Annotated in this window: 16 protein-coding genes, 1 tRNA gene and 3 pseudogenes; 1 reads left to right on the plus strand and 19 read right to left on the minus strand. The window is 60.3% G+C overall.

The genetic code is table 11. The annotated features are described in order from the left end of the window. The 14 genes from P1U55_RS13585 to P1U55_RS13650 all read right to left on the minus strand — a co-directional run. On the minus strand, nucleotides 1-885 hold an 885-nt coding region (locus P1U55_RS13585), incomplete at its 3' end, for a DUF2169 domain-containing protein (protein ID WP_301048162.1). 37 nt (nucleotides 886-922) lie between these two features. Then, nucleotides 923-1,660, minus strand: coding sequence for a hypothetical protein (locus tag P1U55_RS13590; protein ID WP_301048163.1), 738 nt, complete (start codon nucleotides 1,658-1,660; stop codon nucleotides 923-925). Nucleotides 1,661-1,753: 93 nt separating this feature from the next. Continuing rightward, on the minus strand, nucleotides 1,754-1,924 hold the full coding sequence (locus tag P1U55_RS13595) for a hypothetical protein (RefSeq protein WP_301048164.1): 171 nt from the start codon (nucleotides 1,922-1,924) through the stop codon (nucleotides 1,754-1,756). 262 nt (nucleotides 1,925-2,186) lie between these two features. After that, nucleotides 2,187-2,957 (minus strand): hypothetical protein, encoded by a 771-nt coding sequence (locus tag P1U55_RS13600; protein WP_301048165.1) that lies wholly within the window; start codon nucleotides 2,955-2,957, stop codon nucleotides 2,187-2,189. Further along, entirely contained in the window at nucleotides 2,954-3,601 is a 648-nt protein-coding gene (locus P1U55_RS13605) for a hypothetical protein (protein WP_301048166.1), read from the minus strand. The genes P1U55_RS13600 and P1U55_RS13605 overlap by 4 nt, the downstream gene beginning before the upstream one ends. Next, nucleotides 3,589-4,146: a hypothetical protein gene (locus P1U55_RS13610; protein ID WP_301048167.1), complete on the minus strand. Its 558-nt coding sequence runs from the start codon at nucleotides 4,144-4,146 to the stop codon at nucleotides 3,589-3,591. Before P1U55_RS13610 ends, P1U55_RS13605 begins: the two co-directional genes overlap by 13 nt. 119 nt (nucleotides 4,147-4,265) lie before the next feature. Beyond that, a tRNA-Ser gene (locus P1U55_RS13615) sits at nucleotides 4,266-4,355 on the minus strand. Nucleotides 4,356-4,463: 108 nt separating this feature from the next. Further along, on the minus strand, nucleotides 4,464-4,799 hold the full coding sequence (locus P1U55_RS13620) for a hypothetical protein (RefSeq protein WP_301048168.1): 336 nt from the start codon (nucleotides 4,797-4,799) through the stop codon (nucleotides 4,464-4,466). 75 nt (nucleotides 4,800-4,874) lie between these two features. Continuing rightward, the gene (locus P1U55_RS13625) at nucleotides 4,875-5,363 is read right to left on the minus strand and encodes a hypothetical protein (protein ID WP_301048169.1); all 489 of its coding nucleotides are present in this window, start codon (nucleotides 5,361-5,363) and stop codon (nucleotides 4,875-4,877) included. A 113-nt stretch (nucleotides 5,364-5,476) separates the two neighbouring features. Next, nucleotides 5,477-6,193: an alanyl-tRNA editing protein gene (locus P1U55_RS13630; protein ID WP_301048170.1), complete on the minus strand. Its 717-nt coding sequence runs from the start codon at nucleotides 6,191-6,193 to the stop codon at nucleotides 5,477-5,479. Beyond that, nucleotides 6,190-8,781: a DUF3772 domain-containing protein gene (locus tag P1U55_RS13635; RefSeq protein WP_301048171.1), complete on the minus strand. Its 2,592-nt coding sequence runs from the start codon at nucleotides 8,779-8,781 to the stop codon at nucleotides 6,190-6,192. The genes P1U55_RS13630 and P1U55_RS13635 overlap by 4 nt, the downstream gene beginning before the upstream one ends. Before the next feature lie 5 nt (nucleotides 8,782-8,786). Further along, nucleotides 8,787-9,827: a cysteine synthase A gene (locus P1U55_RS13640; protein WP_301048172.1), complete on the minus strand. Its 1,041-nt coding sequence runs from the start codon at nucleotides 9,825-9,827 to the stop codon at nucleotides 8,787-8,789. A 281-nt stretch (nucleotides 9,828-10,108) separates the two neighbouring features. Beyond that, entirely contained in the window at nucleotides 10,109-11,200 is a 1,092-nt protein-coding gene (locus P1U55_RS13645; RefSeq protein ID WP_301048173.1) for an NUDIX domain-containing protein, read from the minus strand. A 36-nt stretch (nucleotides 11,201-11,236) separates the two neighbouring features. Further along, nucleotides 11,237-11,746, minus strand: a complete 510-nt coding sequence (locus P1U55_RS13650) for a TrgA family protein (RefSeq protein ID WP_301048174.1) — start codon at nucleotides 11,744-11,746, stop codon at nucleotides 11,237-11,239. Between the two features lie 161 nt (nucleotides 11,747-11,907). Here P1U55_RS13650 and P1U55_RS13655 point away from each other — a divergent pair. Further along, nucleotides 11,908-12,381: pseudogene (locus P1U55_RS13655) on the plus strand (recombinase family protein); the annotation flags it as partial. Nucleotides 12,382-12,393: 12 nt separating this feature from the next. Here P1U55_RS13655 and P1U55_RS13660 read toward each other — a convergent pair. The 5 genes and pseudogenes from P1U55_RS13660 to P1U55_RS13680 form a co-directional block, all read right to left on the minus strand. Continuing rightward, nucleotides 12,394-13,446, minus strand: coding sequence for a metallophosphoesterase (locus P1U55_RS13660; RefSeq protein WP_366943059.1), 1,053 nt, complete (start codon nucleotides 13,444-13,446; stop codon nucleotides 12,394-12,396). A 120-nt stretch (nucleotides 13,447-13,566) separates the two neighbouring features. Beyond that, nucleotides 13,567-13,686, minus strand: a pseudogene (locus P1U55_RS13665) (IS6 family transposase); the annotation flags it as partial. An 89-nt stretch (nucleotides 13,687-13,775) separates the two neighbouring features. Further along, nucleotides 13,776-14,564, minus strand: coding sequence for a hypothetical protein (locus tag P1U55_RS13670; protein ID WP_301048175.1), 789 nt, complete (start codon nucleotides 14,562-14,564; stop codon nucleotides 13,776-13,778). Nucleotides 14,565-14,582: 18 nt separating this feature from the next. Then, on the minus strand, nucleotides 14,583-15,524 hold the full coding sequence (locus P1U55_RS13675; RefSeq protein ID WP_301048176.1) for a hypothetical protein: 942 nt from the start codon (nucleotides 15,522-15,524) through the stop codon (nucleotides 14,583-14,585). Further along, nucleotides 15,511-16,343 (minus strand): annotated as a pseudogene (locus tag P1U55_RS13680) (type VI secretion system tip protein VgrG); the annotation flags it as partial. The pseudogene P1U55_RS13680 and the gene P1U55_RS13675, both read right to left, overlap by 14 nt.

Raw genomic sequence — 16,343 nt, forward strand, 5'->3', positions numbered from 1 at the left:
GTCAAGGTGCAGCCGCACGGCCACCTCCCGCCCGTCGGTGAAGCCGAAGGTGGCGAAGGGCACCATATCGGGAATCGGCAGGCTGAGGGGCGCTCCACCGGGGCGAAGGCCTGTCGTTTCTAGCTGCATTCCGGGTGCCAGATAGTGGCCGGGTTGCAGGGCGGGCGGGGCGACCTGATAGTGGCGATAATTGAAATCGGCGGGCAGGCGCGGTTGGGTGTCGCGCTCCCATGCGTCATCATAGGTGCCGGCGAACTGCTGCCGCCAGAGCCACCATGGCGGCACGGGGCCCGCCCCGACCGGGGCGGAGGGCTGGTAAGGGTCGAGCGCCAAAGGCGCGGCAGCGCTGTCGATCTGCGGCGCGGGCACCTCTATGGACTTTGGGGTAAATTCCGGGTGGATCACCCCCGGCCCGATCGGATTAAGCCGATCCGCATCACCCTCCGGATGGCCGATGACGCGGCCGCCGCTGGCATGGCTCCAGCAGAGCGGCACTTGGGCCACAGGCTCCGGAGGGCTGAGCCGCCACTTGCGCCGGCGATACCAGTGACGTGCGCCATGCCCGCGAAACTCTGTGTAAAGGTCTCCCAGACGAATGGCAGCGTGCAATTGCTCGCGCGGCTCGGGCGCATGGAGTGTCGCCTTCAGCGTGACGTCAGCCCCCGATTTGAAGGGGATAAGATCGCTGGCCTCCCGCATCGGCGTTCTATGCGGATCGCCCTCGAAGCTGTCTGCCAAGACCAACTCGGACTCGTCGATGAACTGCGACCCATCCGGCTCCACCCCGATCCGCGCCCGCGCCACGACCACCGCCATGGTGGAGCCGTTGGGGCGCCACTGTTCAAGGGCGATGGCGGCGAGGGGGGTGTTGTTAGAATGGAGCATGTTGGGTCAGTCAAACGGAGCCTCGATACAGAGACGTTCACTCTTCGGGCTTAGGAATGGCTTTAATTTCATTATTGTCCAAACGATAGAGCATGTCACTTGTAACAATCCAAAGAACCTCGCCAACCGACGAAAGCGCCACCACCGGCTCAGCCTTGTTCCGACCTAGCGAAACCTTACTGAATACGTTGTCGCGGAATCGGAAAAGACCTAGGGATGTTCCAATATACAAAGTGTCTTTCCAAAACACAGCAGCGGTGGCAGACATGGTTTCACCACTTTTCCCAACTCGAAATAGGCCATCACCCAAGCTGCCTTTGTAAACCGCTACGGATCTTGAAACCGTACCAACGGCAACAATCGAGCTGTCGTCCTGCATTGCTTCAAGGAATACTATTTCGGGTTCGTCCTTGAGCTGAAAATCACGGTAGATGCCTTGCTTAACCTGTGCAATGAGGCCGAAGCTTCCCCCGATCAACACGTCGCCTTCATTGCCTTCAGCCAGAAAATTGAAGTCCTTTCTTTGCTGAAGGGCGGTCACCGCTGCTCGAAGGTCAATTTCGCCAGAGAGTATCTGCCCCATATTCCCTGAGTTGCGGCCCTGTTCGGCCAGTGTGGTCTCGGGGACAACGTCCACCCATTCACCGCTGCTGTGACGAGTATATAGCTGTGCACCTGCGCCACAAGCAAACAAGACATCTCCTATTTGCATAATATGACTCATATAGCCGCGACCAAATTCTTCCAATAGGCCAGCATTTGGAATTTCTTCCACCCAGCTCCCGTCAGAATTGGATATGGAGACGAGGCCTTGATCACTCATGAAAACGGCAGCATTTCGCCCCCCCGGACCGTGCGGGAAGTCACATCAACTGGCAACCGCGTTGTTCCATTCCGTGTGCCCCCAAGTATCAGGAGCTTCAAAATCGACGAAGAAAATTTGGCTTTTTCCTGTCTCTTCATCAGCTGTTTCCGTGGCATAGCACACAGCCCAACGATCAGAGTTAGCGTGTCCGCCGGTAAAAACGCTTTTGTTCATGCATGCGACCTTCTCAATATGGACTTATCGGTGGAATGCCGACACCGTACACGTTTTTGGTACCGTTTGGATCGGCCCGCCAGCGAGAGGCCCCATCCAGCCCACGCCCGCAACGGATATTGAAATTGAAGTGGGTGTTGTTGTCGGCGCTCAGGGCCGAAACAGTCCCTTCATCATGCAGGATCGGAAAGGGGCGAAACCCCATGGCGACAAGCTCGTCACGGCTTAAGGGCGAGAGTTAGCTTACGGGGCGTGATTATTGTTAATCAGCCCTTGGAACACCTGCAAGCCCGTCATTCGGTCGTTCTTCTCCCGTCCGGATGCGGAAGACACCGGCTGAAAGCTCCACGATCGTTGCATTTATGGGGTCGTTGTTGAGGATATCGAAAGATATTGCTACATTGCGTCCTACGTCTCCGTAGAAGTCCAGCCATTTCTGGTGCCCGTTGTTGAACAGAAATTGAATCGGCCATTGTGGATTCACAGGCGGGGGATCTCGATATCGGCCACCAATATAATCATTTTCATCGCAGAAATTTCGTTCGAAGTCTGTTTGAATTGGCGACATGACGATTTGGTAATTTCCGTTTATCGTAAAGATGGAGCCATGGTTCGCCGCATCATTGGCCAAGCCAATGGCATTTCCCAGTGTCTCCATCACAGCGTGGGCGGGCCCCTCAATGGCAGAGCCAATCAAGTGTGAATGAATGTCGTTCTTTCGCCCCATGAAAGCGATATGGAGTACATCGTCCCTCAGGTCGTCGGCCGTTTCGACGCCTATGTAATTTGTCACGCGTTTAAAACGCTCTGGGCCGACAATGTTTGAAACACGGATAATCCCGCACGGAACGCCCTGCCCCCAAAGCACGCGGTTGAGCAATGAGGTCTCGCTTGGATGATCATAGACTTCGACGGAAGCCATGCGAACACCGCTCGGAAGGCTTTTGCCCGGGTTCTCAAAAAAAGGTCCATCGTCCGCATCGGCAGGAAGGTCATGGTCCGAATACCAAACCGGATTGCCCTCGCCGTTCATCGCAAATCCTCCAACTCATCAAACGCTTCAAGCCACGTAGCACGCCGGGTTTCAAACGCGGTGCTGCCCGTCTCGCCCGTATGCCCTGAACACTGAAGGTCCAGAACGCCAAGATCTCCGGACTTTAGCGCCGAGAGGACGGTCGGGGCCGTAGGTGTGCCAACCAAATCGCAAAACACCGGGCTGGCTTCGGGGCGAAAATCAGGCATCGCCTTCAAGGTCGCTTCAATGCAGGGTAGCTCAACGCCACAACCTAGCCGCAGATAGTAGGCTATGGTCCTGTCTGTTGCGGCACGGATGATCGGATCGGCTGCAAAAGTTCGTCCATATGCCGCAGCAATCCCCTCCCCAAGGCTATCGGGGGTCGCCATACTTGCGGCAGCTTGCAGAGCGAGCAGGTAGGGGTTGGGCACACCGTTGCCGAGCGTGGTCGCGCAGTCGCTCGGCACGTCCAGTTGGGCGTCACCGCTGCGCAGGTCGTCCGAAGCGTCCACTAGCATTGCCGCTTGCGTTCCCTGAATCATTCCGCCGCTGCAAGCAAGCTCCACGGCGTTGCTTGCGGCATCACTACGGCAAGCCTGCAAGGCAAGGACCAGCGCGCCCGCGACGAGAATACGCAATGGGAGTTTGTTCAGTTGAGCCATATGTTCCTTCCGTTTATCGTGATTTCCCTGCCGACCAATTCGATGTCTCCATTCTTTCGAAGAACCAGATGGGCCTGTCCGCACTTAAAAACCATAACATCGCCAGCCGCTGTGATCACACTTTTCGCAGCACTTTGAACGATGCTGTCCGCACTGTCGGCTTTGATATTCGAAGAGGAAGACAGCGAAATGCCTTCCTTGGAGCGGATCTGCACGCTTTCCCCCGCCCTGACATCAATCGTTGCGCCAGCGTCAATCGATGTGTCTGCCTTGCTGTTCAGATACAACCCGCCAAGCCTGCCATCGGCAGTTGTATCGTTCAACCGCGACATGCTCCGGTAGTCCACGTAAAACCTTCTTGGATCGCTAAAGTCTTTCGAAACGACCCGGGGGATTGGCGGTTCTTCCCCAGCGGACAATAGAACATCGCGACTGCTGGACACGGATTTTGACAAATCCGAATGCTCGACAGAGAGGCCCAGCGTGACCTTGGTTTCACTCTTGTTGACCTGTTGGTGGAGGTATCCACCGACATGGGTGGCCACCGAAAATAGTAGACACTATGTCTTGATGTGGAAAAGTAGGCAGGCAGCTTCATGGGCGTGTGCTCCACTTTGTGTCGCACTTGTTGCCCGAAGTCTTAAGTCATTGATTTAGAAAGATTTGGCGGAGAGACAGGGATTCGAACCCTGGAGACGGTCTCCCGCCTACACACTTTCCAGGCGTGCGCCTTCGACCACTCGGCCACCTCTCCGGTCTGCGCCTCTTAGCGCAGGTGGGCGGCGGGGTGCAAGTGGGAAGATGGGTTGGTATCTGCTCACGGTTCATGCGGCATCACAAGGACGCACGAAAGCCGCATCGGTTAGCTGATTTTGGTGTCGATATCGCTGATCCTGCCGGTTTCGTCAAAATCGGCGCTGCCTGAAAGATCGCGGGGCGGGTAAGAGAAATCGACGCGTAAGTGCCCGCCATCGCGCGGGATGGCGCGGGTGATATGGAAGGCCTGCTCGCCGGTTTGCAAATCCACCGGGCCAGAGACCCGCACCTTACAGCCCGAGAGCATAAACTCTCCTGCCACCGCCCCGGCTTCCCCGGTGGCCGAAACCCGCAGGCGCGCCAGCCCGTGCAGGGCGCGCGCTACCTCGGGGTGGTCGAGCAGGGTTTGGATGTGGGTGATCGTGAGCCTGGCCTCGGTCATGTGCTATCCTCCTGATGAATAACGCATGTCCCGCCCTTGCGTTCCGCCCCGTGATAGCTCTGCGAGCGGCCCTTGTTACTTTACCGCCCGTGGGAAACGCCGCTCAAAGGCGATATCGCTGTTTTGTTTCCAAGTGGCGTAATGGGGCAGCGCCTTGCCGAAAGCCTCGATCTCAAACGCGGTTCCCTCTTCGGGGGCCTGGTCAACGCCGTCTTTTTCATCGCCCCAGTGCACCATCTCATGCATCGCCGTAATCACCAGAAACTGCCGCATCAGCACGTCATTTCGGTTGGCTTCGCTGAATTCGTACCACGCCAGCATGGTGGAGGAGAGGAAGAGATCGTTGATCAATCCAGGGGTGCCTTGGCCGTAGTATTTGCCCCAGGCGTCCTCCAGAAAGGCCGGTCGAAGCGTGGGCGGTTCGCCGAGGGTCAGCGCCTTTTTTGCCTCCTCCTCAGTCATCTCGCCGTGCTTCTGGAACGCCTCGAAAACCTTGCCGGAAAACACCATCCGGGGCAGTTCGGTTTGCAGGTAGGCGGTGCAGAGCGGGTAGTCTTTTTTCATGTAGTGGCCGAAAATCATCGGAACCCTCCGTGAACGCGTGAATGAATTGGTCTTTTAATGCGACCGATCCTAACACCCGTTCCCGCCAACTCAAAGCCTACAGCGCAAAGCGCCTATGCCAACAGCACATTCACCCGCCGGTTGGCGCGGCCCTTCTTTTCAAGCTTGCCCAGCTTCAGTGGGCCAATCTCACCGGTGCGGGCCACATGGGTGCCGCCGCAGGGTTGCAGATCTACCTGATCCCCGCCTGCGCCAATGCGCACCAGCCTGATCCGCCCCGCTCCGCGTGGCGGCTGCACAGACATGGTTTTGACCAGCCCCGGATTGGCATCCAGCTCGGCCTCGGTGATCCAGTCTTCGCTCACCTCCAGATCGCGGGCGACCAGCGCGTTGAGCGCCTCTTCCACGGCATCGCGGTCGGCGATGGGCTCTTCCATGGCAAAGTCGAGCCGCCCCTTTTCGGCGCCAATCGCCCCGCCGGTCACCGGAAAGGGCAGCACGACCGAAAGCAAATGCAGCGCGGTATGCACCCGCATGTGGCGGTGGCGGCGGTCCCAATCAAGCGATTGGCGCAGCTCTGCGCCCACCTCCGGCAGCGGGCCGGGGCCTTCGGGGACCAGCACAATCGCGCCGTTCTCGCCCTTGACCGTGGAGGCAATCGCCACCTGCCCGCCGTCCCAATGCAGCATCCCCGCATCGCCCGGCTGGCCGCCGCCCTGGGCGTAAAAGATCGTGCCATCCAGCACGATGCCGCCCTCTGATGTGACCGCGTCTACCCGGCCACGGGCATCGCGCATGTAGGCATCATCTCGAAATAGCTCCAGCGTCATCTGTCTGGCCCTCCACCATCTCCATCACCATCGCCGTCAGTTTCACCGGGCAAATCCCCTGCCGACAGGCTCTCCTTTGCGCCCGGATTGCTGGCAGGCAGGTCACCCGGCGCTTCGCTCCCGGCACTTGGCGGCTCCGGTGCCTCCAGCACCGCGCCGCCTTCAAGCGCTCCGGCCAGTGCATCGGGGTTGCGCAGCCAAAGGTCGCGCTGTGCGAATGGGATCTCGATCCCCTCTTCGGCAAACACCTCGGCCACCCGGTGGCGGATCTCGGTTTGCACCGACATGATCGAAAACACATCCCGCAGCACAACCCGGATTTCAAAATCAAGGCTGTCGGCGCCAAAGCCATAAAAGATCACCTGCGGCGGCGGATTGAGGATCACCATCGGATGCTCCTCGGCCACCTTCTGCAACACCTCGGCAATGCGCCGCGTGTCTGATCCATAGGCCACGCCCACCGGCACAATCAGCCGGCCCGACATGTTGGTTTTTGTGTAGTTCGTCACCTGCCCCGCGATCAGATCGGCATTGGGCACGATCACATCCGTCTTGTCAAAAGTCTCGATCCGGGTGGACCTGACGGAGATTTTCTTGACGATCCCCGACATGCCGCCCGCGTTGATCCAATCGCCCTCGCTGATCGGTCGCTCAACCAGCAGGATGATCCCCGACACGAAGTTTGAAACGATGGTTTGCAGGCCAAACCCGATCCCGACCGAAAGCGCGCCCGCCACGATCGCAAGGCTCGAAAGATCAATCCCCGCAGCGGTGATCGCCACCACAGCCGCAAGGAAAATGCCGATGTAGCTCACCCCTGAAAGGATCGCGTTCCGCCCGCCAGTGTCGATCTTTGTTTTGGGCAAAACCGAGGTTCTGAGCGCGCCCTGCAAAGCCCGCGTCACCGTGTAGCCGATCACGAAAACAATCGCGAAGATCAGGAAATCCGAGGGCGAAATACGGGTCTCTCCCAGCGAAAACCCGGCCAGGAATTTGGACCAAAGCTCACTCAGGTCAGAGGCCCGCGCGCCCCAGATCAGCGCAAGGAACGGCAGCGCAAGCACCATGATAAGGAAGGAAATCAGCGTTGGCACCAGCCCGTCACTGCCATCCTCGCCCCGCCCGAAAAACAGCGCGTAAACCTGGCTGAAAAAGCGCTGGAGCAGCGACACGATCGCCAGCACCCCCAGCGTGGCCAAGGACGCAAGGACCAGCCAGGCCCCGGCCCGCCCATACCCCAGCGCCGCCAACAGCGGCCCCGCCAAGGCGCAAAGCACCGCAGCCCGGCCTTCCAGGTGCACAATGCGCGCCCTGAAGCCGCCCTCACTGTCATCGCTCACCTCAGCAGAGCGCTCATGGGCAATCAAAAGCTGGCCCAGGCGAAACAGCACCACAGCTCCAAGAACGGTGATCGGAAAGCCAAGGATCATCGCCGAGCTATCGGGGATGCTGCCCATCGAGTTGAGCGAGGCCAGCAGCACGTTCAGCGCCAAAGCAACACCCGCCATCAGCGCGTAAAGCCGCCCCCTCTTGCGCGACGCTTCATCATGGGAAAGCGGCGCTGGCAGGATTTCGGTCTTGGGGAATGAGTGGTTGCCCAGCCAGCGCGCGCCAAAGATCAGCATCCCCATCACCGGCACGGCCGAAAGCACCGCCACCGCCAAAATCCCCTCCAGGCCGATGGTTGAAATGGCGATCACCAGCGCCACCAGCCCCAGCTGTGGCAGCACAAGCTGCCCGAGCGACGCAAGCATCGCCACGATCATCGTGCGCTGCTCGCCCGCACCCCGTTCCATCAGCCGCCGGACAATCTGCAACGACCAGTTTCGCCCCCACACCATCAGTACAAGGCCGATAACGGCGATCAGGGCAGAGAGGGGGGTATTGCGGCGCAGATCGGCCAGCTGGGTATCGTTCGACCAGCTTTTCTGGAAATCTTCGCGCAGGGTGTTGAACGACTCCCATAAATCTTCCAGCGGGGTCACCCAATTGGCCGGGTAGAGCGGGCTTGGGTTGGTCTCCAGAACTTCCTTGGTCTGGCGCATCCTCAGCCTGGTATCCACCTCTGAGATGAGGCCATCGGCACGGGTCCAGGCCTCGTCGGCGGCGCGGATGGGCACCAGAAGGCGGGTCAACTCGGCGTTGATCGCCGCGCGCCGTTTCGCCAAAACCTCGGCCTCACTCTCTCCTTCGGCAGGGGCCGGGCCAAGCGCCTCAAGCTGCGCCGTCAGCCGCTCAATTTTCGCACTGTTTGCCGATTGCACCTCGTTGAAGGTGCTGCGCCACGTCACCAGCCGGGCGCGCATCTGCTCGAGCGCCAGCGTTGAGGCGCGATCCGCGTCCAGCACCTGCTCGGCCTGCTCGGCCGCACGCTCCCATGCTGTGTAATCCGGCCCGCCCGGTAGCGAAAGCTGCGCCGGCTCCTCGCCCTCCGGCACCGGCTCAACCACCGCTTCATCCGAGGATGTTGCCGCAGGCTCCGCCGTTGCCGCCTCGCCGCCCCCGGTCAACATATCGCCAACCGTGGATTGCGCCACCACCGGGCCGCCAAGCCCCAATAGCAGCACGAAAAGCGCGATGCGGCGCATCAGGATCACCCCTCCTGCACAGTCACATCAGGCATGTCGGCCCGCGTGCCCCGCGTTAGAAAGCCCGGCACCGGCAGTTCCTTTTCGCGCAGGAATTCAGGGTTGTAGAGCTTGGTTGCGTAGCGCGTGCCATAGTCGCACAGGATGGTGACGATGCGGTGACCAGGGCCAAGCTCTCGCGCCATGCGCACCGCCCCTGCGATGTTGATCGCCGATGAGCCGCCAAGGCACAGCCCCTCTTCCTCAAGCAGGTCAAAAACGTAAGGCAGCGCCTCCGCATCGGGGATCTGATAGGCCAGATCGGGGTGAAAGCCCTCAAGGTTGGCGGTGATGCGCCCCTGCCCGATGCCTTCGGTGATCGAGCTACCCTCGGCCTTGTGCTCGCCATGGGTGTAATAGTTGTAAAGCGACGCGCCACAGGGATCGGCAAGGCCAATCTTCACGCCCTTGGGCTGAAGCGCCATTCCCACGCCCGCTAGCGTGCCACCCGAGCCAACCGCACAGATGAAGCCATCCACCTTGCCATCGGTCTGCTCCCAAATCTCCGGGCCGGTGCCCTCGATATGGGCCTGCCGGTTGGCCACATTGTCAAACTGGTTGGCCCAGATCGCGCCTTTCGGCTCACTCTGCGCCAGCCGCTCGGCCAGGCGGCCCGAATAGCGCACGTAGTTGTTGGGATTGCGATAGGGGGCGGCGTCCACCTCCACCAGCTCGGCGCCCGCGAGGCGGATCATATCCTTCTTTTCCTGGCTCTGAGTGCGCGGGATCACGATCACGGTTTTAAACCCCATCGACGCGCCCACCAGCGCCAGCCCAATCCCGGTGTTGCCCGCCGTACCTTCCACAATGGTGCCGCCGGGCTGCAAAAACCCCTTCTCCACCGCATCCTGAATGATGAACAACGCGGCGCGATCCTTCACCGATTGGCCGGGGTTCAAAAACTCGCATTTGCCAAGGATTTCACAGCCGGTTTCTTCGCTGACCTTGCGCAGCTTTATCAACGGGGTGTTGCCCACCGCCGATGCGAGGTCTGGTTTGATATCCATGGGCTGCGCCTCCGTGAAAATTGCCGTGGTGTCCTAGCTACTTTGGTGGCCGGGGAAGTCAACCACACCTCCCGCCGCAACACCAGAACACTGGCCGCCCCCGCCCCACGCCACAAGGCCCGCACTCCCGCCCGACCCGGATCACCAAAACACCGGAAGCCAATCGCCGCCCAAGGCAGAACCCTGTCCCCAATCGCCCCCTCTCAATGCTCTTCAAGTATCCCCGCCGGAGGCTCTTCTCTTTTCTGGCCCAGCCCAGGAAGGTGGCGCAGCCCCGCAAGCTAGGCTACCCCGGCTCTCAGCCCATCGCGGATCTGGCCCAAGCGCAGCAGCGAAATCATTGTCGGGCCAATGTTGATCTCCCCGGTCTCGATCAAGGCAAGGGCTTCGTCAAAGCTCAGGATATGGCTGCGGATGTCCTCGCCTTCCCCGGCCACGCCACCGCCCTGCCCTGCGGCCTCGTCCGGCAGGTCGGTGACAGCGGCAAAGGCGTGCAGAAACTCGGTTTTTGCGCCGGGGCTGGGGTAGTATTTGCCCAGCGGGATAAACTCCTCCAGCGTGATCCCCGCCTCTTCCTCGGCCTCACGGCGCGCGCAGGCTTCGGGGGTTTCGCCGGGATCAATCCGCCCGGCAATCGGCTCCAGCACCCAAGGCTGCGGATCGCGGCGCAGGAACGGGCCAACCCGGAACTGCTCGATCAGCATCACCCGGTCGCGCCGCGGATCGTAAGGCAGCACCGTCGCCGCATCGACCGAGACAAACCCTGCCCGGTTCAGCGGCCCGTTGCGCCCGCCGTCAAAGCGGCGGTGCGTCAGCTCCACCTCTTCGACGGAGAAGAACTTTGCATAGGGGATCTCATGAGAAAGCACCTCCACATCGCCCGGTTCGGCATGGTGGCGCAACGTTGTCGGGGCGGTGTTCTGGGCGAGCAGGATCGCCTGCGCCCTTGCACGGATCACCCCCATCCTTGCGGCCACCTCTGCCGGGCTGTCCCGGCCCATCAGCGCCATGATCTCGCCCGCCGCCGCCACCCAAAGCGCGCCATATTCCTTGCCCCAGGCTTCAAGGCTCCAGGTGCCTTCCGGCTCCTGCGCGGCGCGGGGCTGGTAGAGGTCAAACGCGCCAAAAGGCTCGCGCGGATAGCCAAAAACCGCCTCGTAAAAATCAAGGCGCGCCAGCACCTGCGGCCCTGCGTCCAGCCGCCAGCCCTTTACCACGGCCCCCGGCTCGGGGGTGATCATCGGGTGGGTTTCACCGCGCACCCCATGCACCCGCCAGCCCGAAAGCACCGCCGGCTCAAGGCGCACATCCTCGCCCGCCACCACCCTCAAGAGTGGAGGCCAAGCCAATGTTCCGTATAAGAAAATCGCCATCCAACGCGCCTCTGTCCGGGGCGGGTTGAGGCCGGATCAGGTTCCGATCTGCCCCGCCTCTTTCGACTGGTCCTCAACCCACTCCGCGACCCAGCCGCAAAGCATGCCACCCACGACCAACAGAAGCGGCACCTGCGGCACAAAATACTGCCCCTCGCCGATGGTAAAGGCCAATCTCGGGTCACTCAGCATCAAAAGGCCGTAGTCGAACACAAAGCCAAAGGCCCCGTTGATCGCATCCACCGGCCCGGCATAGGCACCGGGGCGGGTTGACAGCACCAGCATCTTCCAGATCGCCCAGAACAGCAACGCCCAGGCGGTTATCGCCAAGGCGGTGCGCACCCCCGCGCCCATCGCCGCACGAATGCCACGCCCGCCAAGCCGCCCCATCACCATCCAGCCGCACAGGAATCCGATGATCGCATTGCCGTATGACAGCAACCCCGACTGCGTGCCTTCCGGCAGCAGCGGCTTGTAGATCTCCGAAGCGAAAAACGCCAAAAGGGCGAAGACCAGACCTGAGATCAGCTTTGTGGCGGTGGGCATCGTGTGGCTCCATCACGGGTGTTTACGGGCAGACTTCGCCCATAGGTTTGAGGCAAGGAACCACGCAAACCGGGCAAAAATAGGGCGAAACCACGGGAAAGAACGGAGAAACCCGTCCCAAGGGGAAGGCCAGCACCTAGGGGTTCCCCTACGACAAGACCTCGCTCCTCAAGACCCTACACAACAAGGTCTATCGCGGCCTCGCCGTGCACAAGGGCACGGCCTATCCCGGCGAGCATGACGCGATCATCGACGAGACGCTTTGGGACGAGGTCCATGATGTAATAGCGAACACCCTGCGCAATCGCGGCGGCCGCCCCCGCATCCTGCCTCCCAAGGAAATCGAAGTTGCCATGGATCGCGGCCAGGACGCCCGCCTGCTGCGCGCCATCGGGCGCGCGTGGAACTGGCGGCACAGGCTTGAGCGCGGCGACGTCAACACCATCGCCGATCTCGCCAGAGAGGAAGGCATCTCCGACCGCTATGTCAGCCGCGTGATCCGGCTGGCATGGCTCGCGCCATCGGTGCTGGAACGGCTCGTTCTACGGCGCGAGCCTACCGTGCTGTCGATCTTCGACCTCTGCGGCGTGGCGGAACTGCCATGGATTGAGCAGCCGGAAAAGCTGTTTGACTGAGGGCCACCCGTTCTAGCTGACCGCCGGATGCACCCGGATCTTGTCCTTCGAAAGCGGTCCGGCCGGGTCGGACAGATCATAAGAGACCAGTGGGCCATCCCTGCCCGCAGAATAGTCAAGGCAAAGCGCATTCTGTGCCTGTAGGACCGGGTCGCCACTCAACCAGTAATGTCCGAAGAACACCGGTCGCGCAGTGGCTGGATAGGTCTGTGCCGAAAGCGTCTCCGGCAGGTTTTCGTCAGGCAGGTCCTCAACCGAAGGCACTGAAATCGCGATGTCGCGCCAAGTACGTGCTGAGGTGTTCCACCATTGCAGGCGCACATGATCCCGCTCCGTCCCGTCCTTGTCCGAGAACGACCAGCCATCAGGCAACCGATGCTCTGGCCCCTTCGTAATCTGCTCGGCCAAGATAAACATCTCGTCGGCCTCACTGCGATCGGCAGCTCGGATCAGCTGTTCCTCAGTCAACACGCCATCCCCGGTCAGCGTCTTGAGCCGATCCAATGAGGCGTCAATCCAGCAGGCGTGCACGGCACGAAACCCGTCCTCCTCCAGAAACAGTGGCAGGCTGCGCATCCAGTCCAAAACGTCGCGCGTCTGTGGATCACCGGGCGGGAACTGGTCCAGGAACGTCCGGTGCTGCCTGATGTTCTTTGGCGAATGCGCGCGTAGTGGCTGGCCATCATCGGGGTGCATCGTGTGGAAGTGCAGAGCGTTGAGTTCGTGATTGCCCATGATCGCCTTAGCCTTGCCAGCATCGACAAGTTCGCGGACGGTCTTGAGGACAGCCCGATTGTCCGGACCACGGTCGATGAAGTCTCCCAGAAAGACGATCTGTCGATCCGGATCTGGGTGGGTCCATCCGAGAGCACTCCGCTTCCACCCCAGCCCAGCGAGGGCCGCGTCGAGTTTGGCGGATTGGCCGTGGGTGTCTGGAATGATGTCAAATGGGTTCATGCGGGCATCCTGGGATTGTTCTCGGTACTTGGTTTGGCTCAGCCTCCGCATCGATCTGAACCAATCCGAGGTCCTTGGAACGCTAGCGGTGCCAAAATGGTTTGTCATCAGGGGTTTCGGTGAGTGAATGGGATGCGAACTTACCCCAGCAATCCGCCTGTTTTCGCTGGCATCCCGAGCAACGCGCCTCCCGCGTGTTTCGGCTATGTCGCCATCGATGTCGTTCGGATCGTGGAGCAGATCCTCGACGTTCCGCAGCGAGAGCGGAAACCGAACGTAGAGCATCACAGCCAAGCGGATGATCTCGGGGTTGGTCTTAAAGTACTTGAACGGGGAGCGTTTTGTCATGAGAGAAGGCTAGTCAGCCGCCCTGCCCGCCTCAAGCCAGTTTCCTCTGACAGTGCCGGTCAAAGCCCTCTTCTGCGTCGATTCAGCCGTCAGTTGCCCGATGAGTTCCTGTCGTCACTTAGTGCATCCAACGTGTTGGTTTCGTTGCCGTATTCAACGACAGATGCCGGTGAGCCGGAGGTTCCCAAGGGGCGGGCAGAGGACACGCGGGATGCGTTCGTCTGGTTGGCGAAAAGGGGCATGTCTTCATCACTCTCGGAGAAGTAATCGGTGATTTCCTCCCATGTTTCAGTCGAAAAGATGCGCTGTTCCATGAAGCTGGCAACCTGAACAGGGCCGTTGCCAACCTGAACGCGCATGAAATAACCAGTTCCCATAACAGATATGCCGCGCCGCATTGCCTTGGACAGGGCGCGCAGGACCCTTGTGGCGGGTGGCGGGCGCCGCATTTTGCCGCCCATAAAAGCGATGAATTTGATGTCGGACCAATACTCTTCGCCGTTCGGCGTTGGGCCTCCAACTTCCGGGGTATAGTGAAGGCTACTGCCCGGCCCGATCCAGAAGGACCGTGCCTGCCGTTGCCACGAGCTGTCCGGGTAATACACATACAGATTTCCCGCCGGGATCCTGCGTTGGCCGGGCAATGGCTCTATCAAAAAGCGGACCGTGACCGTGTCAGTTGCCTGGAAGTTGGTTTGGTAAACCTGAAAATTGGAGAGATCGCGCGCATGCAGCCCATCCATGTCACGCCCGCTCCCGTTGACTGCCCGTTCGGCTAGGTATTCTTCCCAGCCTGCAACGGTTGAAAAATCAAAATTCTCCTTGGAGAAAAATTCTTCGTAGTCACCGATCAGATGGTCAATGGAGTCCTGAGGCATTGGATAACTCTTTCAGTGTCAATTTTTGTCGTTTTGGGCGGTCGCTGCAAAAATTCCGGGAAAATAACGATCAAGGGTTTCGGCATTCCGTGCCAGTTGCGCCTCCCCCACGGTCTCGCGCCAAACCGGATCGTCCAGTCGCCGGATGTATTCCGCCACGTCGGCGTCGGACCACGCCGCCTGGGGCCATGTTGCAAGAAGCAACGCGCAATCCATCCGCGGACTCCACCCGCCGTTGGCCAATACCGCATTGACCTGCATCGTCGAGGAGCAACTGGCGTCGATTATTCCCGCGCCTCGCAAACGAAGGATGCGTGCCGGGCTGACCGGGCAATTGGCCAGCGCGGCGTTCAGTTCTTCCGGTGCGGCAACCGCTGCTCGTTTCAGGGCTGGAAGCGGCGCATCGCAACCCGAGATATCGGCACCACAGTCGCGGTCACGGCAATACAATTCCCATTCCGCCGCCGCCATCCAAACGGCCGGGCGGGCTTCAACGTAGGCGTCCATATTGCCGACATCGGCCGGGTCCGCAGGTGTTTCGCGGCGGGCCAGGGCATAGTCCCTGAGCGCCTGAACCTGGCCAGCGTCCTCCGCCAATGTCTTGGAGACAGCGTCCGCAAGCTGCGCATCATGTTCGAAAGGAGCCGTGTCGCCGCCCGCCATGAAGGCAAGAAGCAGTTCGATCAGTTGTTGCTGCAAGGGCGCGGGCGCCCGCGGCAGGACGGCGCCGGCACGCCCTGCGGCGACGGCGGTCGCCGCGAGACCTTCTCCATCTCCGTCGGCGGAGGCCTGCTCAAGGCAGGCGTCGGACGCCTGAAACACGAACCCGAGCAGCGCACCTTCTTCAACCGGAGGCGACCCCAGGCAATCGCGGGCGATGGCGGCATTGGCAGCGAATACGGTGCAAATGCACGGAACGAGCAAACCGAATACCGAACGGGTCAGGTTAGTTGAGATCAATTCGACCCCCTTTGATCTTCACCGATTTGGAACCACTCATTTCAATCTCTTCGCCTTCAAAGGACAGTTTCACACCTTCGACCAGAATGGTTCCGTCGCTCTTGAGCCGTAAGCGAGACTTTCCGACCCGCACCTCGAAGGTTTCACCAACATGAAACATGCGGTTTTGCGCTACGGTCTCATGATGCGAATTGCCTACGGAGAGGTGATAATTCGCCCCGGTGGAAACCTGGTAGTCCGTTCCGACAGTCAGTGACGAAGCCTGCCCGATCTGCTCGGCCGCCGCCATGTTCACGTAGTCATATCGGCTCTTCGCCACGGTCGTCATCATGTTGCCGGACGCAGGGTCCAACAGCGCCGGCACACCGAGATCGTCGGCCATTCTGCCAAGCGCATCCGAGAAGGCCTTGATCTTGCGTCCCGCAAGCGCCTGAAACTCTCCGCCACCGACAAAACGCACGTCGTTACCGCCTATCATCTGGGTCCGGTTTTTCGAGACTTCCAAATAACTGTGGTTGCCTATGCTGTTGACTTCATTGTTATCCACACGCTTGGTGCGATTGTATTCAACATGAACCTCGTGGTCTTTCTGAGCGTGGAGGTAGATCTTTTCCTCTCCCTGCTCATCCTCGAAGTAGAGCTCATTGAAGCCCCGACCCTGATGCGTATCGGTGCGGAAAGTCGAGCGCGTCTTATGCTTCGGCAACTCCCAAGGAACATCATTCTTGCCATTGTACACACACCCCGTCACCAGCGGCTTGTCTGGGTCGCCTTCGAGGAATTCCACCACCACTTCCATGCCAATCCTCGGGATCACCA

Source organism: Vannielia sp. (genome assembly GCF_029212645.1).
Lineage (GTDB): Bacteria > Pseudomonadota > Alphaproteobacteria > Rhodobacterales > Rhodobacteraceae > Vannielia.